Raw genomic sequence first — 26394 nt, forward strand, 5'->3', positions numbered from 1 at the left:
GCAGGTCGAGCCGCAGTCGAGCCGAGGGCTGAGCGCCGGGCCCACCGAGCGCCCGGCCGGCGGGGCGGGCCGCGGGCCCGGTCAGACCGGCGGCGTCACCGGCGCCGCGAGCGGTTCCGCCGCCGGCTTCGCCGTCACCACCGGCTGGGCGACCGTCCGCCGTTCCAGGCGGCGTACCTCCGGCAGTGCCAGCACCGCCCCGGTCAGCACCACCACCAGGGCCGCCGAACCCCACAGCGCCCCGGTACGTCCGAAGGCGTCGCTCGCCGGACCGGCCGCGGCCAGCGCCAGCGGCGTCATGGCCACCGAGCCGAACCAGTCGTACGCCGAGACCCGGGACATCTTCTCCTCCGGGATCTCCTGGTGCAGCGCCAGCATCCAGCCGACCGCGAACACCTCGATGGCGACCCCCGCCGCGAACATCACCACCGTGAGCACCCACAACCGGGGCGCGAACGCCAGGGCGGCGGGCGGCAGCGCCAGCGGGAAGACGCCCAGCGTGCCGACCAGCAGGATGCGGCGCGGCTTCCAGCGCATCATCAGCAGCCCGCCGCCCACCGTGCCGACCCCGCTCGCCGCCAGGGCCAGGCCCCACGGCCCCGCGCCGCCCAGATGCTCGCGGGCGACCAGCGGACCGTAGACCGCCTCGCTGGCGTCGAGGACGCCGTTGACGACCGCGAACTGCACCACGATGCCCCACAGCCAGGACCGGGAGACGAACTCCCGCCAGCCCTCGCGCAGATCACGCACGATGCCGCCCGACGGCTCGGCACGCGCGGCGGTGCCCACCTTCAGCCGTGACCGCAGGCCCGCGGCCGCCGCGAAACCGGTCGCGTCGATCGCGAGCACCCAGCCGGGGCCGACACCGGCCACCAGGGCGCCGCCCAGCGCCAGGCCGCCGATGGTCGCGCCGTTCATCGACAGCCGGAAGACGGAGAAGGCCTGGCTCGCGTGCGAGGACTCGACGGTGGACAGCAGCAGACCCTCGGAAGCCGGGGAGAAGAACGCCTGGGCGGCGCCGCCGGTCGCGGTCAGCAGCGCCATCTGCCACAGCGCCGGATGGCCGGTGAGCACCAGCAGCGCGAACAGCCCCTGCGAGAGCGCGTTGGCGGTGTTCGCCAGGACCATCACCCGCTGCCTCGGCACCCGGTCGGCGACCGCGCCGCCGATCAGCAGGAAGACCACCATGGCCAGGGTTCGGGCCGCCGCGACCAGGCCGACGTCGGTGGCGTCGCCGCCCAGATCGATGACGGCGTACGCGGCGGCGATCGTGGCGCCCGAACTGCCGAGGTTGGTGACGAAGGACGCGGTGACGAGCAGCTGGAAATTCCGCCCGGCCCAGCTCGGCATGGCCGGCGCCCATGTGCGGGGGCCGTGCGGGCGGGGGTCCGGAGCGTCGCTTGTCACCTGGGGACTCTCCCCGAGCGGCGTGCCCGCCGCAAATGAATTCCGGCGGCGAGCGGCGGCGGGACCGGCGGCGGGACCGGGAGCGGCAGCCGCGACCGGACTCGTACGACGCCGCTCGCGTCCGGCTCCCGGCCGCCGGCACCCCCTCGGCGGCCGTCTGCCACCCCGCACCGCCTCTCGCCGCCGGCACCCAGCCACCGCTCGCCGATCCGTACCCGCGGCCACTCCCCAGCTCTGCTACCCACTGGTAACATCCGCTCATGTCCGAGACCTTGCCTTCCGCCGGCCCCTCGCTGGGCGAAATGCTGCTGGCCACCGTGCCGATGGCCCGCACCCTCAATCTGGAGTTCGTCGAGACCGGCGCCGAGCGCGCCGTGGTGCTGCTGCCCGACCAGCCCGACTTCCACAACCATGTCGGCGGCCCGCACGCGGGGGCGGTGTTCACCCTCGCCGAGTCGGCGTCCGGCGCCGTCGTGCTCGCGGCCTTCGGTGACCAGCTCGGCCGCGCGGTGCCGCTCGCCGTACGCGCCGAGATCGCCTACACCAAGCTGGCCAGGGGCCCGGTCACCGCCGTCGCCGGACTCGGCCGCCCAGCAGCCGAGGTCGTCGCCGAACTGGACGCCGGAGCACGGCCGGAGTTCCCGGTCGAGGTGTCCGTCCACCGCTCCGACGGCGCCGAGACCGCCCGGTTGACCGTCGTCTGGACCCTGCGGCCGAACTCCTGACCGTCCGCCCACCGGCCGCGGCCCCCGCCCCGGCCGCACGCCAGGCCGCACGTCCATCCGCCCGGCGGCCGGCCGCCGAGCGGTCAGGACCGCACCGCTGACCGGACGGGTTCGTCCGCCCCGTCGGTTAGGCTTCGACGGTGCGCCGCGCGCGTGCGGTCCGGCCGTCGTCGTGGTGGGGAGGTACTGGCTGTGCATGTCCAGAACTGGCTCGACGGCATCCCGCCGGTCGCCGTCTATCTGACGGTGTTCCTGGTGGTCGGCGTGGAGAGCCTCGGCATCCCGCTGCCCGGCGAGATCGTGCTGATGACCGCCGCGCTGCTCTCGTCGCAGGGCCATGTCAACCCCTGGCTGGTCGGCGCCGCGGCCGTCATCGGCGCGATCGCCGGGGACTCGGTCGGATATTCGATCGGGCACAAGGGCGGCCAGCCCCTGCTCGACCGGCTCGGCCGCAGATTCCCCCGGCATTTCTCGCCCGGACATGTGGCCACCGCCGAGCGCTCCTTCCAGCGCTGGGGCATGTGGGCGGTCTTCTTCGGCCGCTTCGTGGCGCTGCTGCGGATCTTCGCCGGGCCGATGGCCGGCGTGCTGAAGATGCCGTACCGCAAGTTTCTGCTGGCGAACGCGCTCGGCGGCATCGCCTGGGCGGGCGGCATCACCGCCGTCATCTACTACGTCGGCGTCGTCGCCGAACCCTGGCTGAGCCGCTTCGGCTACATCGGCCTGGGCATCGCCGTGCTCTTCGGCCTCGCCTCGCTGCTGTACGTCAGGCGGCGCGCGGCCAAGACGCAGGCGGAGATGGAGCGCGCGGCCGCCGAGGAGCCCGAGGTCGCGGGGGCGCGGCGCGGCGACTAGGCCCCGATCGGGCGGACGTTCGGGTGTCTGCCCATTTTGTCCTCATCATCCACTTTTGTGACCCGGTGGCAGATCTCAGCCGAGCGCGTCCCGGTGCTGACCGGCGAGTTCCCGGTAATGGTCGGCGTTGAGCCGGACGGCCGCCCGCTCCTCGCGCGACAGCTCCCTGCGGACCGTGGCCGGCACCCCCGCGACCAGCGAGCCCGGCGGCACCAGCATCCCCTGCGGTACGAGCGCCGCCGCCGCGATCAGCGAACCCGCACCGATGTTCGCGCCGTTGAGCACGGTCGCGCCCATGCCGATCAGTACGTCGTCCTGGATCTCGCAGCCGTGCAGCACCGCGTTGTGCCCGACCGAGACACCCGAGCCGATCACCACCGGGTAGCCCAAGTCCGCGTGCACCGTGCAGTTGTCCTGGATGTTGGAGCCGGCGCCGAGGCTGATCGACTCGCAGTCGCCGCGCAGCACCGCGTGGTACCAGACGCTCGCCCCCGCCGCGACCGTCACATCGCCCAGCAGCACCGATCCATGGGCGGTGTACGCGGCGGGGTCGATTTTCGGCTCGCGCCCGGCGACCCCCGCGATCAGCGCTCCGGCCGAGTCCCCGCGCACCGCGTCGTTCGCCCGCTCTGCCATGGCCACCGTCCTCCTGCCGTCCAGCCCGCCCTCCACCGGCACCGTATACGGTGGGCCGGTGCGCAAGAATGAGAACGTGTTCTTCTCCGTGATCCGGAGCGTCACGGCCTGGCGCCGCCGCGCGGCCTCACGCCTTGTGCACCGCTGCTGGGACTGGGCGCGGAGCGCCGGCGCGGTCACCGCCGCCCGCCCCGGACCGCTGCGCTTCGGCCGGATCGGCGAGGGCACCCGGCTCGCCTTCCCGCAGGGCACCATCTTCGGCGAACGCTGGATCCACCTCGGTGACCACTGCGTCGTCGGCGAGCAGGTCACCCTCACCGCCGGCATGATGCCCGACCTCGACCTCGGCCCGCACCCGGTGCTGCGGCTGGGCAACGGCGTGGTGCTCGGCCGCGGCAGCCATGTGGTGGCCTCGGCCCCGGTGGTCTTCGGCGACGACGTCTACTGCGGCCCGTATGTGTACGTCACCAGCGCCAACCACTCCTACGACGACACCGGGCAGCCCGTCGGCAAGCAGTGGCCGCGGACGGCGCCGGTCGAGATCGGCGCCGGCAGCTGGCTCGGCTCGGGCTGCGTGATCCTGCCCGGCGCCCGGCTCGGCCGCAATGTCGTGGTCGCGGCCGGCGCGGTCGTCCGCGGCGAGGTCCCCGACTTCGCGGTGGTCGCGGGCGCCCCGGCCCGGATCGTACGGCGCTGGGACCCCGACACCGGCTGGCAGCCGCCGCTGCGCACCCCGCCGCCGGTGCCGATCCCCAAGGGCATCACACCCCAACAGCTCGTGGCGCTCAGCGAGTTGGAGGACCGGGCCGGAGCGTGACCGCCACCCGGACCGCTGCCGCCGCGCCGTCTCGGCGCGGCCGGCCGGCCCGCACCGCTCGTACGGCCGCCGGCTCCCGAAGGAGCCCCGGGATTTGTTAGGTTCGCCCCATGCGCGCACCGATCGGGACCTTCGAGGACGCCAACCCCGCCACCGAGCGCCGCGAGCTGCTGCCGCCCCCGGTGGCCGCCGCGGTGACCGCCGAGATGATCCTGGTGGACACCGACCCGGCGAAGGCCGACACCGCGGATTTCGTGGCCGCCTACGGCCCGGAGCTGCTGGAATGGTCCGCGAACTGCGTCGTGGTGGCCGGCAAGCGCGGCCAGGACGTCACCCTCGCCGCCTGCCTGGTCCTGTCCACCACCCGGGTGGACGTCAACGGCCTGGTTCGCCGCCACCTCGGGGTCCGCAAGGCGTCCTTCGCCGCCATGGACCTCGCCGTCGGCGAGACCGGCATGGAGTACGGCGGCATCACCCCGGTCGGACTCCCGTCCCACTGGCCGCTGCTGATCGACGCGGCCGTGGTGGACACGCCCCACGTGGTGATCGGCAGCGGCGCGCGGCGCGGCAAGCTCATCGTGCCCGGCAAGACCCTCGCAGCGCTGCCGGGCGCGGTCGTGCTCAGCGGCCTCGGCGTCTGACAGCCGGGCCACCGCGGCCCCGCGTCAGCGCAGCTGGGGGATCTCGATCGCGGGGCAGCGGTCCATCACCATGTCGAGACCGGCCGCCCGGGTCCGCTCGTACGCGCTCTCGTCGATCACGCCGAGCTGGAACCAGACCGCCTTCGCCCCGGCCGCCACCGCGTCGTCGGCGACCCCGCCCGCCAGCTCGGAGTTGACGAACACATCCACCACGTCCACCGGGAAGGGGATGGCGGCCAGCGAGGGGTACCCCTGCTCGCCGTGCACCGTCTCGGCCTTCGGATGGACCGGGACCACCCGCTTGCCGAAGCGCTGGAGCACCGAGGCGACCCCGTAGGCCGCCCGTGTCGTGTTGTTCGACAGGCCCACCACCGCCCAGGTGTCACCCGTCGCGGTCAGAATCCGCCGCACTGTCGCCTCGTCGCCGTACATGTCGTCCTCCCAGCGCTTCCGTGGCTCCCATTACGCCAGGTCGAACCCGCGAACCGGCGCAGCCATTCCCGCACGCATAGGCTGAACGGATGATCGACCGGTATCTGACGGTGACCCGCGAGGGTGTCCACGAGAGCGAGATCAAACGCTCCCGCTTCCTGTGCGCGCTCGCGCCCGCCGACACCGAGGAAGCCGCCCAGGAGTTCGTACGGCGCATCCGCAAGGCGCACCCGACCGCCGGCCACCACTGCTTCGCGTACGTCATCGGCCCCGACGGCCGGCTGCACCGGGCGAGCGACGACGGAGAGCCCGGCGGCACCGCGGGCACCCCCATGCTCCAGGTGCTGCTCGGCCGGGAGGTACGGGACGTCGTGGCCGTCGTCACCCGCTACTACGGCGGCATCCAGCTCGGCGCCGGCGGCCTCGCCCGCGCCTACGGCGGCGCCGTCTCGGCGGCGCTCGACCTGATCGGCACCGTCGAGCGCCGCCACCTCACGCTGGTCACCGTCACCACCGACCACCAGCGGGCAGGCCGCCTGGAGAACGAACTCCGCGCCTCCGGCCGCACCCTGCGCGAGACCTCCTACGGCGCCGAGGTGACCTTCCACCTCGGCATTCCCGACGCCGACCTCCCCGCCTTCCGCTCCTGGCTCGCCGACACCACCTCCGGCACGGCGGGCTGCGTGGTGGAGGGCAGCGCGTACGTCGAGGTGTGATGCCCGGGGGCGGCCCACTGACACCGCCCGGGCCCGGGCCCCTATCCGCTTTTGCGCCGCGGCTACCGGCGGCGGGCGATGGTGATGATCTCCCGGCTCGTACCGGTGACGGGCCCGCGGTCCCAGTCGCCGTACCGGCCGTCGACCGCTAAGCCCGCCTCGGCGAGGAACGCGTCGAGCGGCGCGACATCGAGGAAGCGCAGCCGCGCCCGGTCGATCCGCAGCACGGCGCCGTCGTGGTCGGCGGTGGTGCCGGAGAAGCTCACCAGCTCGCCGGCCACCGACTCCACTTCGTGCCAGACCCGCAGCGGCCGGCCGGCCGCGTCGAGGAGGCCGACGACATCGACCGCGTTCGAGGGATTCCAGTCCTCCCAGGCGCGGGCCCGCGGATTCCGGGTCTCGAAGACGAAGCGGCCGCCCGGCCGCAGCGCGGCGCGGACCGCCGCGAGCGAGTCGCGCACGTCCTGATCGCCGACGAGGCACTGGAATGCGTGGCCGGTCATCATCGCGAGGTCGAAGCCGGCCTGCCAGCTCATCTCCGCCGCCGTGCCGTCGACCCACTCGACATCGGCCCAGCGCCGGGCGCGGTCCAGCGCGGCCCGGTCCGGATCGAGGCCGACCAGCCGCCCCTGATGCCCGGCCGCCCGGGCGCAGGCCAGCGCGGTACCGGTGCCGCAGCCGACGTCCAGGACCGAGTCCGCGGCCATGATCAACTCGTGGTAGAAGCGGTCCCCGGGCGCATTCTCCGGGTCCCAGGGGTTCAGCAGGTCGTACAGCGCGGCCGCGTCGGCGTCGGTGAACACCGGCACAGTATCGGCACCCACGCCCGCGGAAACCACCGATTAACCCCCCGGCGGCCACCGGCACTCGCGCCCCGGGGGGTCAGGGTGAGCACCCCGCGCGCGAGGGCTTGTGGCGGGGAAACCTCCCGCGCCGGAAGGCCGCGGCGGGAGACATCCGCAGCCACGGCTCGACCCGCCAAGACCACCCGCACCGGACCTGGTGCCGTGGCCGGAAAGGTCCACCGCGTCGCGTCGCCGGAGCCGTCCGATCTCCCCCAGCCCCGCTGGGGGTGCCCCACCGCCTCGCGACGCGGGTCACCCCCACGCCGAAGGCCGTGGTGGGGGCCCGTCCCGGCGGTAGCCGGGGAGAGCACCGGACGCGCCGCGCACCCGGCAGGCGTTCTGGGTCACGGTGTTCGGTGTTGTGACCGGCGAGGTTCGCTGTTTCGCGGCGTTCGGTGCTGGGGTGCCTCCCGCTGAAGGCCGGGGGGAGTTCTGCTGCCGTGTCGGAGCCGTCCGAGTACGCCAGTACGAGGGCGGCCTCCTCCGGCTACCGTTGGGGCCCGTCCCGGCGGTAGCCGGGGAGAGCACCGGACGTGCCGCGCACCCGGCAGGCGTTCTGGGTCACGGTGTTCGGTGTTGTGACCGGCGAGGTTCGCTGTTTCGCGGCGTTCGGTGCTGGGGTGCCTCCCGCCGAAGGCCGGGGGAGCCCCGCTGCCGGCTTCCCCCAGCTACCGCTGGGGGCACCTCCGGCGGTAGCCGGGGAGAGCACCGGAGGCCGGGAACCCGGCAGACCTTCCGGGCCGCAGCGCCTAGCTGAAATGCACCAGCACCCGCCCCGAGTTGGTCGCGTCGGTCTCCATCCGGACGTACAGCTTCCTGATGTGCTTCTGCGCCAGGAACGCGATCACGCGCTTCTTCAACTGGCCCGAACCCTTGCCCGGGATGATCTCGACCACGTCGACACCGGTCCGTGACGCGCGGAAGACGAACTCGCGCAGTGCCAGATCGATGTCGCGGTTGTTCCGGAAGATCGGGTGCAGATCCAGGGTGAGCAGCTCAATCGCCTCCGATCGTCCGTGCCGAGGGGGCCGTCCCCGGCCCGGCGCTCCTTCGAGCGTACGTGCTGCCGGCCCGCCGCACAGCCCGCGCGCCCTACAATCCAGATCACTGCGGACAGCGGCGATCATCCGGCCCCCGGGCCGGGCAGAGCGCCGCCGCGGGCGATGGACGAGAGGCCGGCCGGCGCGAGCGCGCCGGCGGCGGCCGACTTCGAGGAACGGTGAGGACAGACGTGCGGGTGGGGGCCAACGGGTGAGATTCCTGCACACGTCGGACTGGCACCTGGGACGGTCCTTCCACCGGGTGAGCCTGCTCGACGCGCAACGCGCCTTCCTGGACCACCTCGTGGCCACCGTCCGCGGCGAGCGCGTCGACGCGGTGCTCGTCGCCGGGGACGTCTACGACCGGGCCGTGCCGCCGCTGTCGGCGGTCGAACTCTTCGACGACGCCCTGAACCGGCTCGCCGACCTCGGTGTCCCCACCGTGATGATCTCCGGCAACCACGACTCCGCCCGGCGCCTCGGCGTGGGCGCCGGTCTGATGGGCCGGGCGGGCATCCACCTGCGGACCGACCCGGCCGGCTGCCACCGCCCGGTGCTGCTGCCCGACGAACACGGCGAGGTCGCCGTCTACGGGCTTCCCTATCTCGAACCGGCGCTGGTCCGGCAGGCGTTCGGCGCCGAGTCGGCCGACCACGCGGCGGTGCTCGGCGCGGCGATGGACCGGGTCCGCGCCGACCTCGCCGAACGCCCGGCCGGCACCAGGGCGGTGGTGCTCGCGCACGCCTTCGTCACCGGCGCGGCGCCGTGCGACAGCGAACGCGACATCACCGCGGGCGGTGTGCAGGCGGTGCCCGCCGCGGTCTTCGACGGAGTGCACTACGCGGCGCTCGGCCATCTGCACGGCTGCCAGACGGTCGGCGAGCGGGTCCGGTACTCGGGCTCGCCGCTCGCTTACTCCTTCTCCGAGGAGCACCACCGCAAGAGCATGTGGCTGGTCGACCTGGGCGCGAGCGGCGAGATCGACGCGCGGCGGCTCGACACACCGGTGCCCAGGCGGCTCGCCCGGCTGCGCGGCCGGTTCGACGACCTGCTCGGCGATCCCGCGCACGACCGGCACACCGACGCCTGGGTCGAAGCCGTCCTCACCGACCCCTACCGCCCGCAGGAACCCATGGCGGCGCTCGCCAAGCGCTTCCCGCACATCCTCAGCCTGGCCTTCGAACCGGACGCCGGCGACCAGGACGTGACGGCCTCCTACGCCCAGCGGCTGCGCGGCCGCAGCGACGGCGAGATCGCCGAGGACTTCGTGGCGCACGTACGCGGCCGGCCGGTAGACCGGGGCGAACGCGCGGTGCTGCGGGAGGCGTTCGACGCGGTGCGCGCCGACACGGCACGAACGGAAGGCGACTGACCCCCGATGCGACTGCACCGGCTCGAACTCACCGCTTTCGGACCCTTCGCCGGCACCCAGCGCGTCGACTTCGACGAACTGTCCGCCGCCGGGCTGTTCCTGCTGCACGGCCCCACCGGCGCCGGCAAGACCTCCGTCCTGGACGCGGTCTGCTACGCCCTCTACGGGCAGGTGCCCGGTGCCCGCCCGGCCACCCGGCTGCGCAGCGACCACGCCGCGGCCGGCACCGCCACCGAGGTGATCCTCGAACTGACCCTCGGCGGGCGGCGGTTGGAGATCACCCGGCGGCCCGAGCAGCTCCGGGCGAAGAAGCGGGGCAGCGGCACCACCCTGGACAAGGCGGTCACGCTGCTGCGTGAGCACACCGGGGGCGGCGACGGTCAGTGGCGGGGGCTGTCCAAGTCCCATCAGGAGGTCGGCGAGGAGATCAGGCAGCTGGTCGGGATGAGCTGCGAGCAGTTCTGCCAGGTCGTGCTGCTGCCGCAGGGCGAGTTCGCCACCTTCCTGCGGGCGAGCGCCACCGACCGGGCCGCGCTGCTCGGCAGGCTCTTCGACACCCGCCGCTTCCGGAGCGTCGAGAAGGAGCTGCGCGACCGCAAGCAGGAGGCCGGGCAGCGGCTCACCCGGGGCGACGAGGAGCTGCGCGACCTGGCCGCCCGGCTCCGGCAGGCCGCAGGTCCCGGCCCCGAGGCCGAGGCGGACCTGCTGGAGTGGGCCGCCGTCCTGCGCTGCGACGCCCGCGAGGCCGCCGACATCGCTCGCGAGGCCGTGCGGCACGCCGAGAGCGCCCACCGCGCCGCCGCCGACTCCTTCGACGAGGCCCGCGACCTGCACGGCCTCCAGCAGCGTCATACCGACGCCCGTGAGCGGTCCGCCGCCCTCGCCCGGGAACGCCCCTCCCGCGACGCCGCCCGCACCCGCCTGACCCGCGCCCAGCACGCCACCACCGTCGACCCCGCCCTCGACCTGCGCCACAAGGCCGCCCTGCGCCACCGTGAGGCGGTCGCCCAGGAGCGGACCACCCTCGAAGACCTCGCCGCGACCGGCGAGCCGACTCCCGCCGCCGCCCTCCCGCCCGCCCGCTCCCCCCTCGACGCCGCGCCGAGCAGCGGGTCTTCGGAGGGGCGGCGCGGTGTGTCGGTCCCGGCCCGGCAGGACCCGTCCGTTGCGGGGTCGACGGACCGGGAAGGCCGTGGCGGCCCGTATGCCGCACCCGTGAGTCCCGCCGGTGCCGCCGAAGCGGAGTCCGGTCCGCCGGGGGCGACGGCCGGTGGCGGGGCTTTCGCGGTGCGTCCCGGTGCGTCGGTCCCTGCTCAACCGAATGCGCTCGTTGGGGGGTTGACGGGCCCGGGAGGCGATGGCGCTCGGCATGTCACGGCCGGGAGTCCCTCCGTCGCGGAGTCCGGCCTCCCGGAGGCCGTCGGTGAGGCGCTCGTGCGGCGGGTGGGGGAGGTGCGCGAGGAGCTCGGGGGGCTGGCGCGGGCCGGTGAGGTGGAGGCGCGGGTCCGGGAGATCGCCGAACGGCGGGAAGCGCTGGAACGCGAGGAGCGGGCGGACGAAGGAGTCGTCCGGGAGGCGGAGGCCTGGCTCGACGGCTGGCCGCGCGAGCGGGACGCGCTGCGGTCGCGGCTGGACGCCGGGATCGAGGCGAGCGCGCGGGCCGGGGGCCTCGGCGCCGAGCTGGACGCCGCCCGGCGCCGCCGGGACGCCGCCGGTGAGCGGGACAGGCTGGCCGTGCGGTCGGGCCTCGCCGAGGAAGCCGCGAGGGACGCCAGGGACCTGGCCGCCGAGGCGCGGGAGGCGTGGCAGGACCTGCGGGAGGCCCGGATCGACGGGATGGCCGCCGAACTCGCCGAGGGGCTGGTGGACGGCGAGCCGTGCCGGGTGTGCGGCGCGCCCGAGCATCCCGCCCCCGCCCCATCCGCGGCCCGGCGGGTCACCCGCTCCGACGAGGCGGCGGCCGATGCCGCCTACCAGCGGGCGGCCGCCGCGCACGACACCGCCCGCGCCGAGGCCGCCCGCCTCGGCGCCGCGCTGGAGGCCGCCACCGCGACCGCGGGGGACGAGCCAGCCGCCCGGCTCGCCGCCGCCTGCGCCGTACTGGAGGCCGAGCACGCCGCGGCCGCCCGCGAGGCGGCCGGGGTGCCCGACGCCCGCCGGGCGCTGGTCCGCGCCGAGGAGGAGAGCGACCGCCGCACCGCGCAGCGGCACACCGCGCTGAACCGCACCGCCGCCCGCACCTCCCGGCGCGAGGAACTGGACGAGCAGTACGACCGGTTGGGGGCCGAGCTGACCCGGGCCCGGGCCGGCCACCCGAGCGTCGCGGCCCGCCGGTCCCGGCTGGCGGACCTGATCGCGCGGCTGGAGCGCGCCGCGCACGCGGTCCGGGAGCGTACCGACAGCGCCGCCCGGCTCGCCGAGGCGGAGACGGCCCTCACCGAAGCCGCCGCCCGGGCCGGATTCGGCTCGCCCGCCGAGGCCGAGGCCGCGCTGCTGCCCCCCGAGCGGCTGTGGCAGGCCGAACGCCAGGCGGAGGCATGGGCCAGAGAGGAAGCCGCCCTCGAAGCGGAGCTCGCCGCGCCCGGACCGGCCGCCGCGGCGGCACGGCCCGCCGCCGATCCCGCCGCGGCGCAGGCGGCGCTCGCCGCCGCCACCGTCCGGCTGCGTACCGCCTCGGCCGCCGAGTCCGCCGCCGCGACCCGCTGCCGGGACCTCGACCGGCTGTCCGCGCTGGCCACCACCCGGGTACGGGAACTCGCCCCGGCCCGCGCGGAGTTCGACCGGATCGCCCGGCTGTCGGACCTGGCCTCGGCCACCAGCGCCGACAACCGGTTCCGGATGGAGCTGGAGACGTATGTGCTGGCGGCCCGCCTCGAACAGGTCGCCGCCGCGGCCGGCGTACGGCTCCAGCGGATGTCGGCCGGCCGCTACACCCTGGTCCACACCGACGCCCGCGGCAGTGGCCGCGGCAAGTCCGGGCTCGGCCTGATGGTGGTGGACGCCTGGACCGGCACCGAACGCGACACCGCCACCCTGTCCGGCGGCGAGACCTTCTTCGCCTCCCTCGCCCTGGCCCTCGGCCTCGCCGACGTGGTCACCGACGAGTCGGGCGGCACCCGGCTCGACACCCTCTTCATCGACGAGGGCTTCGGCAGTCTGGACGAGCAGACGCTGGACGAGGTGCTGGACGTCCTCGACGGGCTGCGGGAACGGGACCGGGCGGTCGGCATCGTCAGCCATGTCGCCGACCTGCGCGACCGTATCCCGGCCCAGCTCCGGGTGCTCAAGGGCCGGGACGGCTCCACCGTCCGGCTGCGTACCGGCGCGCGGGCCCGCGGCTGAGGCCGGTGGCCGCGCTCACAGCACCAGCGGCCGGCGGACCAGCGGCGAGGAGTAGACGACGCTGGTGGTGACCGCCCCGAGCCCGGAGATCCGGCCGGTGACCTCCTCCAGATGCCGCATGGACCTGGCCGCGACCTTCATCACGAAGCAGTCGTCCCCGGTGACATGGTGGGCCTCCAGCACCTCGGGAGTGCTGCCGAGCAGGTCGTGGAAGGGCTTGTAGTTGCCGGTGGGATAGCGCAGCCGGACCATCGCCAGGATCGGCAGCCCGATCCGCTCGTGGTCGATCACCGCCGAATAACCGCTGATCACCCCGGCCTCCTCCAGCCGTCTGACCCGCTCGGTCACCGCGCTCGGGGACATCGACACGGCGCGCGCCAGCTCCGCGTAGCTGGCCCGGCCGTCGCGTTGCAGGGCGTCCAGCAGCCGCCAGTCGGTGGCGTCCAGGGAAATCGTGGTCATCGTCCATGAGTAGCAGCGAAAACCCCGGCCGATCAAGAGAAGTGCCGGGGAATCCGACTTCAGGGCCGCCCGCCGCGACCGTAGATTTCCGGGCATGACAACAGCGCCCCCGGCAACCACCACCGCGGCTACGACATCGGCGGCGTCAGCCCCGGCTCGAACGGCCGCACCGCCGTCCCTGGCCGGCCACCCCGTCCTGCGCGTCCCGCCGGCCGCCCCCGCCGAGGCGGCCGCCTACTTCGCGGCCCGCCTGGCCTTCCACACCGATGTCTCCGATGTCGCCGCCGCGCTGGCCGCCCCCGACGGCCCGGGCTTCGCCCTGGTCGACTCCCGCAGCGCCGAGTCCTGGGAGCAGGGCCACATCCCCGGCGCGCTGCACCTGCCCACCGCTCGGATGGCGCGGGACGCCCCGGCCCTGCTCGACCCCGCTGTTCCGGTGGTCGTGCACTGCTGGGGGCCCGGCTGCGACGGCGCCACCCGGGCCGCACACGTACTGGCCTCCCTCGGCTACCAGGTCAAGGAGATGCTCGGCGGCATGGAGTACTGGATCCGCGAGGGCTTCGGCCATGAGACGGCCGGCGGCGCCGTCCGGCGTGCTCCGGACCCGCTCACCGCACCGGTCGCGGCCGCCGACTGCGGCTGCTGAGCCGCCCGCTTGGCGGAGCAGAGCGCTCCGGCCGGCCTGCAACGCGCAGGGGCCGGACGGTCAGACCGGGATCGAGGTGAGCTCGTAGGCCCACAGCTCGCCCCGGTCCGCGACCCGTACGAAACCGACCCGCTCCAGCACCGCCTGGGAGGCGTGATTGCCCGGCTCGGTGGTGGCCAGCACCGTCAGGACGTCCGGCTGGGCCAGCGCCCACTGGCACAGCGCGCGGGCCGCCTCGGTCGCCCAGCCGGCGCCGCGGGCCGACTCCGACAGGTCGTAGCCGATCTCCACCGAGCCGCGGTCGGGCGGGCCGTGGAAACCCGCGCCGCCGACCGCCGTACCGTCCTCGGACCGGACGATCGCGAACAGGCCCCAGCCGGGCCGGTAGATCCCGGCCCGGGAGGTCGCGACCGTCATCGTGGCGGCGCCCACCGTGCCGTCGCCCGGCACGCCGTCGATCCACACCAGCGCGGCGGGCTTGCCCTCGGCCAGCTGGAGGGCGTCCTCGGGAAGCTGCTCGCGCAAGGTCAACCTGCCCTGGGTCAGCACCAGGCGTCCGCCGTCGCGGGAAGCGTGCAGGGTCATCCAGCCGTACCGCCTTGTCGCAAGAGAGGGTCCCGGCGCGAGCCGCTGCCGCGGCCGGACCGCAGACCAGCAGAGTAACAACCGGCCGCCGGGCCCGGGGCCCCGCTTCACAGGCTGTGCCCTACCCGCTGCCCCGCACCCCATGCCGGGGCCGGGGCGGCGGGCAGGGGCGCCGGCCGACCGCACAGGAGTCCGGCACACGAGTCCGGCACACGAGTCCGGCGCGTGAGTCCCGTACCGGCCCTCCCTCGCGGGATGCCGCTACAGGGCGGAGATCTCCGCCACCAGGTCGTCCAGGCCCAGCGAGCCCAGCGACAGCGCCGCCATGTGCCAGGCCTTGGCGTCGAAGGCGTCGCCGTGGGCCGCGCGGGCCGCCGCCCGGCCGGTCAGCCAGGCTCGCTCACCGAGCTTGTAGCCGATCGCCTGGGCCGGCATGCCCAGGTAGCGGACCAGCTCGCTGTCCACGAAGTCGCTCGGACGGCCGCTGTGCATCCCGAAGAACTCGCGGGCCAGTGCCGGGGTCCAGCGCTCACCGGGGTGGAACGGCGAGTCCGCCGGGATCTCCAGCTCCAGGTGCATGCCGATGTCCACGATGATCCGGTTGGCCCGCATCATCTGGGCGTCCAGGTAGCCGAGCCGCCGCTCCGGGTCGGTGAGGAAGCCCAGCTCGTCCATCAGCCGCTCCGCGTACAGCGCCCAGCCCTCGGCGTTGGCGCTGACCATGCCGACGGTGGCCTGGTAGCGCGACAGGTCCTCCGCGACATGGGCCCACTGCGCGAGCTGCAGATGGTGGCCGGGCACCCCTTCGTGATACCAGGTGGACACCAGGTCGAACAGCGGGAAGCGGGTCCTGCCCATGGTGGGCAGCCAGGTGCGTCCCGGGCGGCTGAAGTCCTCCGACGGGCCGGTGTAGTACGGGGCCGCCGCGCCGCCGGGAGGCGCGATCCGGGACTCCACCCGCCGGACCCGCTCGGCGAGTTCGAAGTGGGTGCCGTCCAGCGCCGCGATCGCCTCGTCCATCAGGCCCTGGAGCCAGTCGCGCACCTCCTCGACGCCCTCGACGGCCTGGCCGTGCGCGTCCAGGTGCTTGAGCACCTCCCACGGGGTGGCGTCCGGCAGGATCTTGCCGGCTTCCGCCACCATCTCGGCGCGCAACCGGTGGAACTCGGACCAGCCGTACGCGTACGCCTCGTCCAGGTCCAGATCCGTGCCGTTCCACAGCCGGGCCCAGCGGGCGTACCGCTCGCGGCCCACCGTGTCCGGGGCGCCGGCGACGGCGGGGGCGTAGGTGTCCCGGAACCAGTCGCGCAGCGCGGTGTACGCGGCGGTGGCCTCGGCACCCGCCGCGTCCAGCTCGGCCCGCCGCTCCCGCGGCCCGTCCGCGGTGAGCGCGGCGAACCAGCTGCCGGACCCGCCGTCCCCGATCCACTCGGTGATCTGCTCGATGACGGTCGCCACCTGCTGCGGGCCGGCCGGCAGAGCGCGGGCCAGGCCCTCGGTGAGTGAGGCGCGGTAGCCCTCCAGCGCGGCCGGGATCTCCCGCAGCCGGGCGGCGATGTCCGCGTAGTCCTCCGGCGTGCCGGTGGGCATCAGCGTGAAGACCTCGCGGATGGCGTGGGCGGGCGAGCCCATGTTGCTCACCGCCCGCAACTGCTCGTCGGCCGCGTGGATCGCCAGCTCGGCGGTGAGCCGCTCGCGCAGCAGACGGGCGCAGCGCCGCTCGGCGTCGCCGCGCGCTCCCGGCCGCGCCTCGGCCTCGGTCAGCCGGTCCAGCGTGGTACGGGCCAGGGCGGCCAGCGCGTCGGCGCCCGCCGGGGAGAAGTCCGGCAGCCGGCGGCCGCTGCCGGGCGCGCCGAGGTACGTACCGAGGATCGGGTCGAGTTCGAGGAGATCGTCGACATAGGCGTCGGCGATCTGGCGGGGCAGTGCGCTGCCGGTAAGTGTGGACATACCGCCATCCTCGTACGCCGACCCCGTCCGCGTCACCAGCAAAAAAATCTTCGGCCCTTACCCGGCTGCACCCGTCCGCCCGCCGCGGTACGGCGGCGGGCCGGGCCCCGGGAGCGGCCGGTGCGGTGCCGCGGCTCAGTGGTGGCGGCTGGTGACCCAGGGCAGCGGAGCCGGTGACGGATCGGCGTCCGTCGCCTTCGGCAGGGTCGCGGTGATCACCAGGGTGCCGTCCTCCACCTGGTAGTCCAGCGGCAGGCCCAGCTCACGCATGGTCGCCACCATCCCGGTGTTGGTGGACCGGGTGACCGCGTAGACGCTGTCCCGGCCCGCCTCGGCGGCGAGTTCGACCAGCCGGCGCAGCAGGGCGGCCCCGATGCCGCGCCGCTGCCACTCGTCCTCGACGATCAGCGCGACCTCGTTCTCGTCGCCGTCCCAGAGCAGGTGGCCGAGCGCCACCAGCCGCCCGGACGCGGTCTCCACCGCGAGGGTCCGGCCGAAACGCGGGCTCAGCAGGTGGGTCAGATAGCGGTCGGCGTCGTCCACCGGGCCGTGGTAGCGGGCGGCGAGCGTCGCGGGGGAGCTGCGGTCGTGCATCGCCAGCGCGGCCCGGTGGTCCTCGGGGCCGGCCCGGCGCACGCTGATCTCCTCGCCCTCGGGGAGGGTGAGGACGTCCCGGCAGGCGGGCGTCCGGACGCCGAGCCGCGCGTCGAGCTCCACCAGGGCCCTGGCCCGGGCGAACTCGGTCGGGGTGAAGGGGAGGTGGTCGCGCCGGACGCTGATCGTGCCGCCGGCCGGGTCGCGCAGCCGCATCACGGTGGGGTTCGGCGCCTGCGCTGCGTCGGGCTCGCCGCCGGCCAGCGCGGACGCCGCGCACGGCTCCGGGTCCGCTTCCTCGCCGGGCTTCCCGGGTATCGAGGTGATGGTGCAGCGGCCGAACAACTGGCGCAGCGCGAGCGGCAGTTCGGCCGGGTCCAGCGCGGTCCTGGTGGCGAGGGTGAGCATCCGGGTCGGCGCGTCCACCAGATCGTGGGCGTCGGCCCGCTCCAGCCAGGTGTCGGCGCCGCCCGCCTCGGCGACGGTGCGGACCAGGGCCGAGGCGGGCAGGGTCGCGGGCGCCCGCAGCAGGAACTCGTCCACCGCGCCGTCGGCCAGCGGATGCGTCTGCAAGGTCACGATGTCGACCCGGCCGCGGGCCAGCGCGGTGCAGACCGCGCCCAGGCTGCCGGGGACGTCGCGCACCGTCGTGCGCAGCCGCCACAGCGTGGTCCCGCCGTCGATCCCGGCATCGCCGCCGGCGTCGGCAGCGCCGTCGGCCGGTAGGGCCCCGGACGGGGCCGGCGGCGCGTGGTCGTGGCTGTGCCGGCGGGTCCACCAGGTGTGGAAGGCCGCGGCGCCCAGCAGGCCCAGCGCCGAGGCGGCCACCAGCACTCCGCCGTCCGGGCCGTGGTCCACCAGGCCGGCCACGAGGTCCAGGGCGGCCATCGCCGTGCACAGCGCGGCCACTTCGGCGAGGTCGCGGCCCCGGTGACGGTGCCGCGCTCTGGTCTGGGCAGGAGTCGAGTGACGCATACAACCACCATGCCGAAGGCTTGTTGCGCCCCTACGAACGTGTCATGACCAGACGGTAAAGGCCTGATCCTCCCGGTTAACTTACCTTTTCAACCTTTATGCCGCGCCGACGGCCCCGCCGAAAAAGTCGCGGACGCCGGGAACTCCGCCGGGATGAGGCAAGTTGTCTCAGTACGGGCCGGTGCGAGCACCGGTCCGGCCAACTGCCTCGGCCGGGGTCCCCCGTCCCGGTCGAGGCGTCAGCCGCCCGCGCGTCCGCGGGCCCCCTCCTCCCGCGGACGGCGGGCGGTGCCGCGGGGGAGTGGCGGGGAGCGACCGGGGCCGTGGCGCTCTGTTCCGCGGCCGCCGTCCCGCCGGCGCTACTTCACGCCGAGCACCTGCTGCAGCGGGTCGATCGCGAAGTACGCCAGGAAGCACACCGACACACCCCACACCAGCGGGTGCACCTCGCGGATCTTGCCCAGCGCCGCCTTGATGACGACGAAGGACAGGAATCCGGCGCCGATCCCATTGGTGATGCTGTAGGTGAACGGCATCACCACAATGGTGAGGAAGGCCGGTATCGCGATGTCGTACTCGGTCCAGTCGATGTTCCGTACCTGCGCCATCAGCAGGAAGCCGACCGCGACCAGGGCCGGCGCCGCCGCCTGCGAGGGCACCACCCCGGCCAGCGGCGACAGGAAGAGCGCGACCGCGAACAGCAGCCCCGTCACCACGCTCGCCAGGCCGGTCCGCGCGCCCTCGCCGACCCCCGCCGCCGACTCCACATAGGCGGTGTTGGAGGAGCTGGAGGCCAGGCCGCCCGCGACCGCCGCCGCGCCGTCGATGAACAGCACCCGCCCGATGTTGGGCACCCGGCCCTGGTCGTCCAGCAGTCCGGCCTCGTTGGAGATGCCGACGATCGTGCCCATCGCGTCGAAGAAGTCCGACAGCACCAGGGTGAAGACGAACAGCAGGGCGGTGACCACGCCCGCCTGCTGGAAACCGCCGAAGAGGCTGAAGTGCCCGATCAGCCCGAAGTCCGGGCTGGCCACGACGTGGTGCGGCAGTTTCGGCACGGTCAGGCCCCAGGCGGCGTCCGGGATGTCCGCTATCGAGTTGACGGCGATCGCCACGATCGTCATCACCACGATGCTGATCAGGATCGCGCCCCTGACCTTCCGGGCCACCAGCGCCACCGTCAGCAGCACGCCGAGGCAGAACACCAGTACCGGCCAGCCGGTGAGCGCGCCGGAGCCGCCGAGCTGGACCGGGGTGGTGGTGTTGGCGGCGTCCGGGATCCGGCTGGCGAACCCGGCGTCGACCAGGCCGATGAACGCGATGAACATGCCGATACCCACGCTGATCGCCTGCTTGATCGGCTGCGGGATCGCGTTCATGATCGCCTCGCGCAGCCCGGTGGCGACCAGTACGCAGATCAGCAGCCCCTCCAGGACCACCAGGCCCATCGCGTCCGGCCAGCTCATCTTGGGCGCCAGCTGGAAGGCGACCACCGCGTTGAGACCCAGGCCGGTCGCGATGGCCAGGGGCAGATTGCCGCCGACGCCCATCACCGCGCTCATCACCGCGGCCACCAGGGCGGTCGCGGTGAGCAGTTGGGTGGTGGACAGGTGGTGCCCGAACTTGTCGGTGGCGCTGCCGAGGATGATCGGGTTGAGGACGAGGATGTAGGCCATGGTGAAGAACGTGGCGAGACCACCGCGGATCTCCCGTCCCGTGGTCGAACCGCGTTCGGTGATACGGAAGAAGCGGTCCAGCCCGTTGCCGGCGGGCGGTGGTGGGGACGTGGGCTTCTCGGCTTCCACGGTGGAACCGGACATGGCACTCCTCTGAGGTCGAACGGGGCAGGACGGGTGCTGCGCTGGACGGGACCGCGGCGGCGGGCGCTCGGGGCGACGCCGCTCGGACGAACGCCGCCCGGACCGACGCCGTTTCAACAAACGGTGTAAGCGGGCGGGGCACAGGGATTGTGCTCCCGCCGGGCACGGTCGCGGGTTTCGGTCGCGTTACACCGTCGGGTTTCGATCATGCGCCGGTCAACACCTGGGACCCGGCGCGGGCGTCCGTGATCTGTGTGACACGCGGTGCGGCGTACGGCGCCGGCCGGACGTCTGGACAGCGCCCCGGCCGGTCCGGTGGGATGGACCGATGACCGAGCGCACCGCGGCCGATGTCTTCGAGGAGCACCGGCCCGTACTCACCGGCGTGGCCTACCGCATGCTCGGCCGGTTCGCCGACGCCGAGGACGTGGTGCAGGAGGCCTGGCTGCGCTGGACGAACGCCGACCGGGAGCGGGTCCGCGAGCCGCGCGCCTATCTGGTCCGCACCACGAGCCGGCTCGCCATCGACCGGCTGCGGCAGGTGCGGTCCCGGCGCGAGGCGTACGTCGGCGAGTGGCTGCCGGAACCGCTCGCCACCGACCGGCCCGGCGACGCGGCCGACGCCGAGGAGCGCGTCCTGCTGGCCGAGAACATCTCGCTGGCGCTGCTGCTGCTGATGGAGACGCTCTCCCCGCTGGAACGCGCCGTCTTCGTACTGCGCGAGGCGTTCGGCTACCCCTACGCGGAGATCGCCGCGATCCTCGACCGCGCCGAACCCGCGGTGCGCCAGCTCGCCGGCCGGGCCCGCCGGCACATCGAGGCGGGCGAGCGGCGCTTCGACACCGACCCGGCGGTGGGCGCCGAGATCACCCAACGCTTCCTGGCCGCCTGCACCGGCGGCCGGCTGGACGCGCTGATGGCCCTGCTCGCCCCCGACGTGATCCTCATCGGCGACGGCGGCGGAGTGCAGAAGTCGCCGCTGCGGATCCTGGAGACCGCCTCCAACGTGGCGCGGTTCCTGCTCGGCATCGCCCCCAACATGCCGCCCGCGCCCGAGGTCACCCTCCGCGAGGTCAACGGCGCCCCGGCGATCCTCCTCACCACGCGGGGGCGCCCGCACACCGTCGTCTCGCTGGAGACGGTGGACGGCCGGATCACCCGCGTCTATGTGATGACCAACCCGGAGAAGCTCACCGGCGTCGTCTGACCGACCGGGCCGGGACCGGCCCGCTCACAGGCCGCCGGCCACCCGCAGCACCGCGCCGGTGGTGTACGACGCCTCCGGCGACAGCAGCCACGCCACCGCGCCCGCGACCTCGTCCGGCTGCCCCGGCCGCCGCATCGGTATCCGGTCCGCCGCGCGCCAGGGCCGCTCCGCGTCGCCCATCGCCGCGTGGATGCCGGTGACGATCATGCCGGGCTGCACCGAGTTGACCCGGATCCCCTCCTGCGCCAGTTCCTTCGACAGACCGAGCGTGAGGGTGTCCACCGCCGCCTTGCTCGCCGCGTAGTGCACGTACTCGCCGGGGCTGCCCAAAGTGGCGCCGCCCGAGGATATGTTCACGATCGCGCCGCCCTCCCCGCCGTAGCGGGTGGACATCTCCAGCGCCGCCCGGCGGGCGCAGATCAGCGCGCCCATCACATTGACGTCCACCACCCGGCGCATCACCGCCACCGGGGTCTCGGTGAAGCGGCCCAGCGGTCCGGTGACACCGGCGTTGTTCACCAGCCCGGTGACCGGGCCCAGGCCCGCCCGCACCGCGTCGAAGAAGGCGTCCACCCGCTCCTCGTCGCTGGTGTCCACCGGGTGGACCAGGCACTCGGCGCCGGCCGCCCGGACCTGGCGGGCCACCTCGTCGGCCGCGTCCTTCGCCCGCTCGTAGCCGATGCCGATCCGGTGCCCGTCCGCCGCGAGCCGCAGCGCCACCGCGGCCCCGATCCCGCGCCCGCCCCCGGTGACCACCGTGACCCGGTCCATCGCCGCTCTCCTGTCGCCGTCCGCCCGCGGGCCGTATTCCCACGCGGATCACGAACGCTATCGCAGCACTTGATCAACACCTTGTGAACGTCTCATGTATCCGGTTCCGGTGGGCATGGGTGGGTTCGAGTATTGGTCTTGACCAAGTTCGGGGACCGGCTCTATCGTCCCTAGTAGTAGTGCAAGGACCTTTAATAAACACAGGTTCCGAAACAAGGCTTAACAAGCCGCCCGACCCGGCCCGATCGGCCGGCGGCGGCCCCGGTGAATGCGAGGACAGGGTGGGGACCACGCAGCTCGAAGCGGTGCAGGAGCCGAAGTACTGGCACCTCAAGACGGTGCTGAACGACGCCCTCGACTCCGAGTTCGAGGTCGGCGAGATCCTGCCGAACGAACGTGACCTGGCCGCCCGCTTCGGCGTGGCCCGGGCCACCTTGCGCCAGGCGCTCGAACAGCTGGAGCTGGAAGGCCGGCTCCAGCGGCGGCGCGGCGTCGGCACCACGGTCGCGCCGCCCCGGATGGGCGTCGCGGTCGGCCCCACGACCAACGCCTGGCCGGGCGCGGGCCGCGACTCGTGGAACACCATCGGCTGTGTCGAGGCCCCCGCCCCCGCCCCGGTCGCCGCGCTGCTCGGCACCGGTCCGGACGACGCCGTGCACACCATCCGCCGCGAGCGGGTGATGCAGGGCCAGTCGGTCGCCACCGAGCTGCTCTACGTACCGCCGGCCTCGGTGCCGAACCTGTCCGGGCTGCTCACGCCGGCGACCCACGCCCAGGCGGTGCTGCGCGAGCTGCACACCCTGGAGCTGGACGGCGACGACCGGGCCGTCGAGCTGGGCTCGGCCCGCGCGGAGGACGCCAAGCAGCTCGACCGGCTGCCCGGCGCGCCGGTGCTGGTGCTCACCACCCGCTACTACGCCGGCGGCCGGGTGGCCGCCGCCTCGGTGGCCACCTACCGCGCCGACACCTGCCGGCTCACCTTCGGCGACTCGGGAGCGGTGGAGGTCACCCACCACCAGCCGGAAAGCCGCCAGGCCTCCTGAGCCTCGGCTTCACCCGGCGCGCACCCGCACACCACCGACCACGGCCCACCCGCTTCCGGCGGGCGGGCCGTCGTCCTGCCGGGTCACGGTGGCGGCTCACCGGGAGCCGGGCCGGGCCTCAGCGGCGGGCCAGCGACGTCTGCTCCACCGCGAACAACTGCTCCTCCACGTGGTCCAGTGCCAGCCGCAGCGCGCCGGTCGCGATCGCCTCCTGGCCCAGCGCGGACACCACGACGTTCGGCGTGCGCAGGCAGTAGCGGGCCAGCTCCGAGCGCAGCGGCTCCAGCACCCCGTCCAGACCGGCCACCCAGCCGCCGATCACCACCAGCTCCGGGTCGATCGCCAGCACCAGCGCGGCCACGTCGTGCACCAGCCGCTGCAGGAAGCGCTCGACCGCGTCCTTCGCCTGCACATCGCCCTCCTTCGCCAGCGCGAACACCCGCTCAACGGCGGGCTCGTCCAGCGGGTGCAGCGGCGTACCGGTGGTGGACAGCAGATGCTCCGGGGTGACATCGCGCCCCAGCAGGTGCAGCGCCCCGATCTCGCCGGCCGCGCCCCCGAAGCCGCGGTGCAGCCGCCCGCCGATCAGCGAGCCGGCGCCCGGACTCAGCCCCGCCAGCACGAACACCACGTCGTCGGTGCCCATCGCGGCGCCCTTCCAGTGCTCGGCGACCGCCGCCACATTCGCGTCGTTCTCCACCAGCACCGGGCAGCGGAAGGAGCGCTGCAACCGCTCGCCCAGCGCGAGACCGGTCCAGCCCGGCAGCGCGGTGCTCAGCCGTACCTCGCCGTGCGCCTCCACGATGCCGGGGCTGCCCACGCCGACGGCCCACAGCAGGCTGCGCGGCACCCCGGCCTTGCGCAGCAGTTCGGCCACCGTGATCCGGACCCGGTCCAGCCGGTCGTCGGCGGACGCGGACTCGTCGACCTCACGCGCGTGCGTGTCCAGCACCTGCCCGCTGAGGTCGGAGAGCACCACCCGTATCTGATGCGCGCCTATCTCGATGCCCAGCAGATGCCCGGCCTCGGCATGGAAGCGGAACCGGCGGGCCGGCCGGCCCTGCTTGCGCGCGTCGCCCGGCTCCGGCGCGACCTCGACCACCAGGTCGGACTCCGTCAGCCCCTCGATGACACCCTCGACCGTCGGCCGTGACAGCCCGGTGCTGTGCACCAGCTCGGTCAGGGTCGGGGTCTGCGCCCCGCGGAGCGCCTGGAGGACGACCGCGGAGTTGATCCGCCGGAGCAGGGACGGGTCCCCGCCGGTGAGTCGCCCCAAGGTTTGTCCTCCCAGCCTGTACCTGTGTGTGGCGGATCGTACCCGGCGCGGGGCCGCGCGGCGAGTGCCGCCGGGTTCCGGTTGCGTGACATGTCCGCCAGCGGATTCCCGCCGGGACGGCCGGTGTTCTCCTGACGGACCACCAGGTGTGACGCGCCGCGGCCCGGCCGGGCACACACCGCCCGGGCCGTTCCCGCGATCAAGCCGCCGGCGCCTGGTGGGAGGCGGTCCGCAGCCGGCCGAACTCCGCCGCCAGCGCGGCCGGCGACCAGTGCGCGTTGAGTCCGCTGGGGCTCGGCAGCACCCAGATCCGCGTGTCGCCGATGGTCCGCTCCTGCGGTCCCACCTGGGCGAGCCTGTCGTCGAACGCGACCCGGTACGCGGTCACGCCCAGCACCGCGAGCCAGGCCGGGCGGTGGGCCTCGACCTTCGCGGTCAGCAGCTTGCCGCCGGCCGTCAACTCGTCGGCGGCCAGCTCGTCGGCCCGGGCGGTGGCCCGGCGCGCGACATTGGTGATGCCCAGCCCGAGGTCGAGCATGCCCCGCTGCTCGGCGGGCGCGAAGCGGCGCGGGGTGAATCCCGAGGCGTGCAGCGCGGGCCAGAAGCGGTTGCCGGGCCGGGCGAAGTGATGCCCGGTCCACGCCGACATCAGCCCCGGGTTGATGCCGCAGAAGAGCACCCGCAGCCCGTCCCCGATCACGTCCTCCAGGGTGCGGCCGCGGGCCTCGGCGAGCTGCTCGGGTGTCAGAGGATCGCCCCCGGGCGATAGGCGGCGGCCACCGGATGCGCCTTGGTGACGTCCTCGATCCGCCGCACCACCTCGGCGACCTGGCCGGCGGCCGCCCCGGTGAAGGACAGCCGGTCCGCCATCAGCGCGTCGAGCGCCGCCCGGTCCAGCGGGATCCGGTCGTCGGCGGCGAGCCGGTCCAGCAGCTCATTGCGCTCGGTGCCCTGCTCGCGCATCGCCAGCGCCGAGGCCACCGCGTTCTCCTTGATCGCCTCGTGCGCGGCCTCCCGGCCGACCCCCGCCCGTACCGCGCCCATCAGCACCTTCGTGGTGGCCAGGAACGGCAGATAGCGGTCCAGCTCGCGCGCGACCACGGCCGGGAAGGCACCGAACTCGTCGAGCACCGTCAAGAAGGTCTCCAGCAGCCCGTCGAAGGCGAAGAACGCGTCCGGCAGCGCCACCCGCCGCACCACCGAGCACGACACGTCGCCCTCGTTCCACTGGTCGCCGGCCAGCTCCCCGGTCATCGAGGCATAGCCGCGCAGGACCACCATCAGACCGTTGACCCGCTCGCAGGACCGGGTGTTCATCTTGTGCGGCATCGCGGAGGAACCGACCTGGCCCGGCTTGAACCCCTCGGTGACCAGCTCGTGCCCCGCCATCAGCCGGATCGTCCTGGCCAGCGAGGACGGCCCGGCGGCCAGCTGCACCAGCGCCGTCACCGCGTCGTAGTCCAGCGAGCGCGGGTAGACCTGGCCGACCGAGGTGAACGCCCGGGAGAAGCCGAGGTGGTCGGCGATCCGGCGCTCCAGCTCGGCGAGCCTGTCGCTGTCGCCGCCGAGCAGGTCCAGCATGTCCTGGGCGGTGCCGACCGGACCCTTGATGCCGCGCAGCGGATAGCGGCCGATCAGGTCCTCGACCCGTTCGAACGCCACCAGCAGCTCGTCCGCGGTGGTCGCGAAGCGCTTGCCCAGCGTGGTGGCCTGCGCGGCCACGTTGTGCGAGCGGCCGGCCATCACCAGCTCCGCGTACTGCGCCGCCAGCTGCCCGAGCCGGGCCAGCACCGCGACCGTACGGTCCCTGACGTGCTCCAGGGACAGCCGGATCTGCAGCTGCTCCACATTCTCGGTCAGATCGCGCGACGTCATGCCCTTGTGGACCTGCTCATGCCCGGCGAGCGCGTTGAACTCCTCGATCCGGGCCTTCACATCGTGCCGGGTGACCTTCTCGCGCTCGGCGATCGACCCCAGGTCGACCTGCTCCAGCACCCGCTCGTAGTCCGCGATCGCCCGCTCCGGCACCTCGATGCCGAGATCCCGCTGGGCCCGGAGCACCGCCAGCCACAGCCGCCGCTCCAGCACCACCTTCTGCTCGGGGGACCACAGGGTGGCGAGCTCCGCCGAGGCGTAGCGGCCGGCCAGGACGTTCGGGATACGGGGCTTGGCAGTCACGTGGGGAGAGCTTACCGGGTGCCCGCGACGCGCCTTTCCTTCCTTTCCCCGTCGGCCAG

The 26394-nt window shown here is 74.1% G+C and carries 24 protein-coding genes; 10 read left to right on the forward strand and 14 right to left on the reverse strand.

Annotated features, from left to right (window positions below; all coding sequences use genetic code 11):
* Positions 1-81: 81 nt before the first annotated feature.
* Positions 82-1350, reverse strand: a complete 1269-nt coding sequence (locus ACFO3J_RS07270; RefSeq protein ID WP_386427795.1) for an MFS transporter — start codon at positions 1348-1350, stop codon at positions 82-84.
* A gap of 317 nt (positions 1351-1667) precedes the next feature.
* Here ACFO3J_RS07270 and ACFO3J_RS07275 point away from each other — a divergent pair, with 317 nt between their 5' ends.
* Complete coding sequence (locus ACFO3J_RS07275) at positions 1668-2132, forward strand: DUF4442 domain-containing protein (protein WP_386427292.1); 465 nt, start codon at positions 1668-1670, stop codon at positions 2130-2132.
* Positions 2133-2324: 192 nt separating this feature from the next.
* Positions 2325-2987: a DedA family protein gene (locus ACFO3J_RS07280; protein ID WP_386427294.1), complete on the forward strand. Its 663-nt coding sequence runs from the start codon at positions 2325-2327 to the stop codon at positions 2985-2987.
* A 75-nt stretch (positions 2988-3062) separates the two neighbouring features.
* On the opposite strand, the gene ACFO3J_RS07285 is transcribed toward ACFO3J_RS07280, so the two are convergent.
* Positions 3063-3623, reverse strand: a complete 561-nt coding sequence (locus ACFO3J_RS07285; protein ID WP_386427296.1) for a gamma carbonic anhydrase family protein — start codon at positions 3621-3623, stop codon at positions 3063-3065.
* A gap of 58 nt (positions 3624-3681) precedes the next feature.
* Between ACFO3J_RS07285 and ACFO3J_RS07290 the strand changes: the two genes are divergently transcribed.
* A complete protein-coding gene (locus ACFO3J_RS07290) occupies positions 3682-4440 on the forward strand; it encodes an acyltransferase (RefSeq protein WP_386427297.1) in 759 nt (252 codons plus the stop codon).
* Positions 4441-4550: 110 nt separating this feature from the next.
* A complete protein-coding gene (locus ACFO3J_RS07295; protein WP_386427299.1) occupies positions 4551-5081 on the forward strand; it encodes a YbaK/EbsC family protein in 531 nt (176 codons plus the stop codon).
* A 24-nt stretch (positions 5082-5105) separates the two neighbouring features.
* On the opposite strand, the gene ACFO3J_RS07300 is transcribed toward ACFO3J_RS07295, so the two are convergent.
* Positions 5106-5513 (reverse strand): CoA-binding protein, encoded by a 408-nt coding sequence (locus ACFO3J_RS07300; protein WP_386427300.1) that lies wholly within the window; start codon positions 5511-5513, stop codon positions 5106-5108.
* Positions 5514-5602: 89 nt separating this feature from the next.
* Between ACFO3J_RS07300 and ACFO3J_RS07305 the strand changes: the two genes are divergently transcribed.
* Positions 5603-6229: a YigZ family protein gene (locus ACFO3J_RS07305; RefSeq protein WP_386427302.1), complete on the forward strand. Its 627-nt coding sequence runs from the start codon at positions 5603-5605 to the stop codon at positions 6227-6229.
* 62 nt (positions 6230-6291) lie between these two features.
* On the opposite strand, the gene ACFO3J_RS07310 is transcribed toward ACFO3J_RS07305, so the two are convergent.
* Together ACFO3J_RS07310 and ACFO3J_RS07315 are read right to left on the reverse strand one after the other, a co-directional pair.
* Positions 6292-7032: a class I SAM-dependent methyltransferase gene (locus ACFO3J_RS07310; protein ID WP_386427303.1), complete on the reverse strand. Its 741-nt coding sequence runs from the start codon at positions 7030-7032 to the stop codon at positions 6292-6294.
* A 791-nt stretch (positions 7033-7823) separates the two neighbouring features.
* Entirely contained in the window at positions 7824-8201 is a 378-nt protein-coding gene (locus tag ACFO3J_RS07315) for a Smr/MutS family protein (protein WP_386427305.1), read from the reverse strand.
* A gap of 124 nt (positions 8202-8325) precedes the next feature.
* Here ACFO3J_RS07315 and ACFO3J_RS07320 point away from each other — a divergent pair, with 124 nt between their 5' ends.
* Positions 8326-9486 (forward strand): exonuclease SbcCD subunit D, encoded by a 1161-nt coding sequence (locus ACFO3J_RS07320; RefSeq protein WP_386427307.1) that lies wholly within the window; start codon positions 8326-8328, stop codon positions 9484-9486.
* 6 nt (positions 9487-9492) lie between these two features.
* Positions 9493-12828 carry an AAA family ATPase gene (locus ACFO3J_RS07325; protein WP_386427309.1) on the forward strand — a complete coding sequence of 1112 codons (3336 nt, stop codon included), beginning with the start codon at positions 9493-9495 and terminating at the stop codon, positions 12826-12828.
* Positions 12829-12843: 15 nt separating this feature from the next.
* On the opposite strand, the gene ACFO3J_RS07330 is transcribed toward ACFO3J_RS07325, so the two are convergent.
* Entirely contained in the window at positions 12844-13290 is a 447-nt protein-coding gene (locus tag ACFO3J_RS07330) for an Lrp/AsnC family transcriptional regulator (RefSeq protein ID WP_386427311.1), read from the reverse strand.
* Positions 13291-13384: 94 nt separating this feature from the next.
* On the opposite strand from ACFO3J_RS07330, the gene ACFO3J_RS07335 reads away from it, so the two are divergent.
* Positions 13385-13936 (forward strand): rhodanese-like domain-containing protein, encoded by a 552-nt coding sequence (locus tag ACFO3J_RS07335; protein ID WP_386427312.1) that lies wholly within the window; start codon positions 13385-13387, stop codon positions 13934-13936.
* 60 nt (positions 13937-13996) lie between these two features.
* Here the strand turns inward: ACFO3J_RS07335 and ACFO3J_RS07340 are convergent, their stop codons facing one another.
* The 4 genes from ACFO3J_RS07340 to ACFO3J_RS07355 form a co-directional block, all read right to left on the reverse strand.
* A complete protein-coding gene (locus ACFO3J_RS07340) occupies positions 13997-14521 on the reverse strand; it encodes a GNAT family N-acetyltransferase (RefSeq protein WP_386427314.1) in 525 nt (174 codons plus the stop codon).
* A gap of 261 nt (positions 14522-14782) precedes the next feature.
* Positions 14783-16471 (reverse strand): DUF885 domain-containing protein, encoded by a 1689-nt coding sequence (locus ACFO3J_RS07345; protein WP_386427316.1) that lies wholly within the window; start codon positions 16469-16471, stop codon positions 14783-14785.
* Positions 16472-16606: 135 nt separating this feature from the next.
* Positions 16607-18040 (reverse strand): GNAT family N-acetyltransferase, encoded by a 1434-nt coding sequence (locus ACFO3J_RS07350; protein WP_386427317.1) that lies wholly within the window; start codon positions 18038-18040, stop codon positions 16607-16609.
* Positions 18041-18399: 359 nt separating this feature from the next.
* Positions 18400-19860, reverse strand: coding sequence for an NCS2 family permease (locus ACFO3J_RS07355; RefSeq protein ID WP_386427318.1), 1461 nt, complete (start codon positions 19858-19860; stop codon positions 18400-18402).
* 328 nt (positions 19861-20188) lie between these two features.
* Between ACFO3J_RS07355 and ACFO3J_RS07360 the strand changes: the two genes are divergently transcribed.
* Positions 20189-21067: an RNA polymerase sigma-70 factor gene (locus ACFO3J_RS07360; protein ID WP_386427320.1), complete on the forward strand. Its 879-nt coding sequence runs from the start codon at positions 20189-20191 to the stop codon at positions 21065-21067.
* Positions 21068-21091: 24 nt separating this feature from the next.
* Here the strand turns inward: ACFO3J_RS07360 and ACFO3J_RS07365 are convergent, their stop codons facing one another.
* Positions 21092-21838 (reverse strand): SDR family oxidoreductase, encoded by a 747-nt coding sequence (locus ACFO3J_RS07365; protein WP_386427321.1) that lies wholly within the window; start codon positions 21836-21838, stop codon positions 21092-21094.
* A gap of 281 nt (positions 21839-22119) precedes the next feature.
* On the opposite strand from ACFO3J_RS07365, the gene ACFO3J_RS07370 reads away from it, so the two are divergent.
* A complete protein-coding gene (locus tag ACFO3J_RS07370) occupies positions 22120-22881 on the forward strand; it encodes a GntR family transcriptional regulator (RefSeq protein ID WP_386427323.1) in 762 nt (253 codons plus the stop codon).
* 118 nt (positions 22882-22999) lie between these two features.
* Here the strand turns inward: ACFO3J_RS07370 and ACFO3J_RS07375 are convergent, their stop codons facing one another.
* The 3 genes from ACFO3J_RS07375 to purB form a co-directional block, all read right to left on the reverse strand.
* Positions 23000-24157, reverse strand: coding sequence for an ROK family protein (locus ACFO3J_RS07375; RefSeq protein ID WP_386427325.1), 1158 nt, complete (start codon positions 24155-24157; stop codon positions 23000-23002).
* Between the two features lie 199 nt (positions 24158-24356).
* Entirely contained in the window at positions 24357-24905 is a 549-nt protein-coding gene (gene mug / locus ACFO3J_RS07380) for a G/U mismatch-specific DNA glycosylase (protein WP_386427796.1), read from the reverse strand.
* On the reverse strand, positions 24902-26335 hold the full coding sequence (gene purB / locus ACFO3J_RS07385; protein WP_386427327.1) for an adenylosuccinate lyase: 1434 nt from the start codon (positions 26333-26335) through the stop codon (positions 24902-24904). The genes mug and purB overlap by 4 nt, the downstream gene beginning before the upstream one ends.
* Between the last annotated feature and the right edge of the window lie 59 nt (positions 26336-26394).

Origin of the sequence: Streptomyces polygonati (assembly GCF_042650325.1) — a bacterium.
In the GTDB taxonomy this organism is placed as follows: domain Bacteria; phylum Actinomycetota; class Actinomycetes; order Streptomycetales; family Streptomycetaceae; genus Actinacidiphila; species Actinacidiphila polygonati.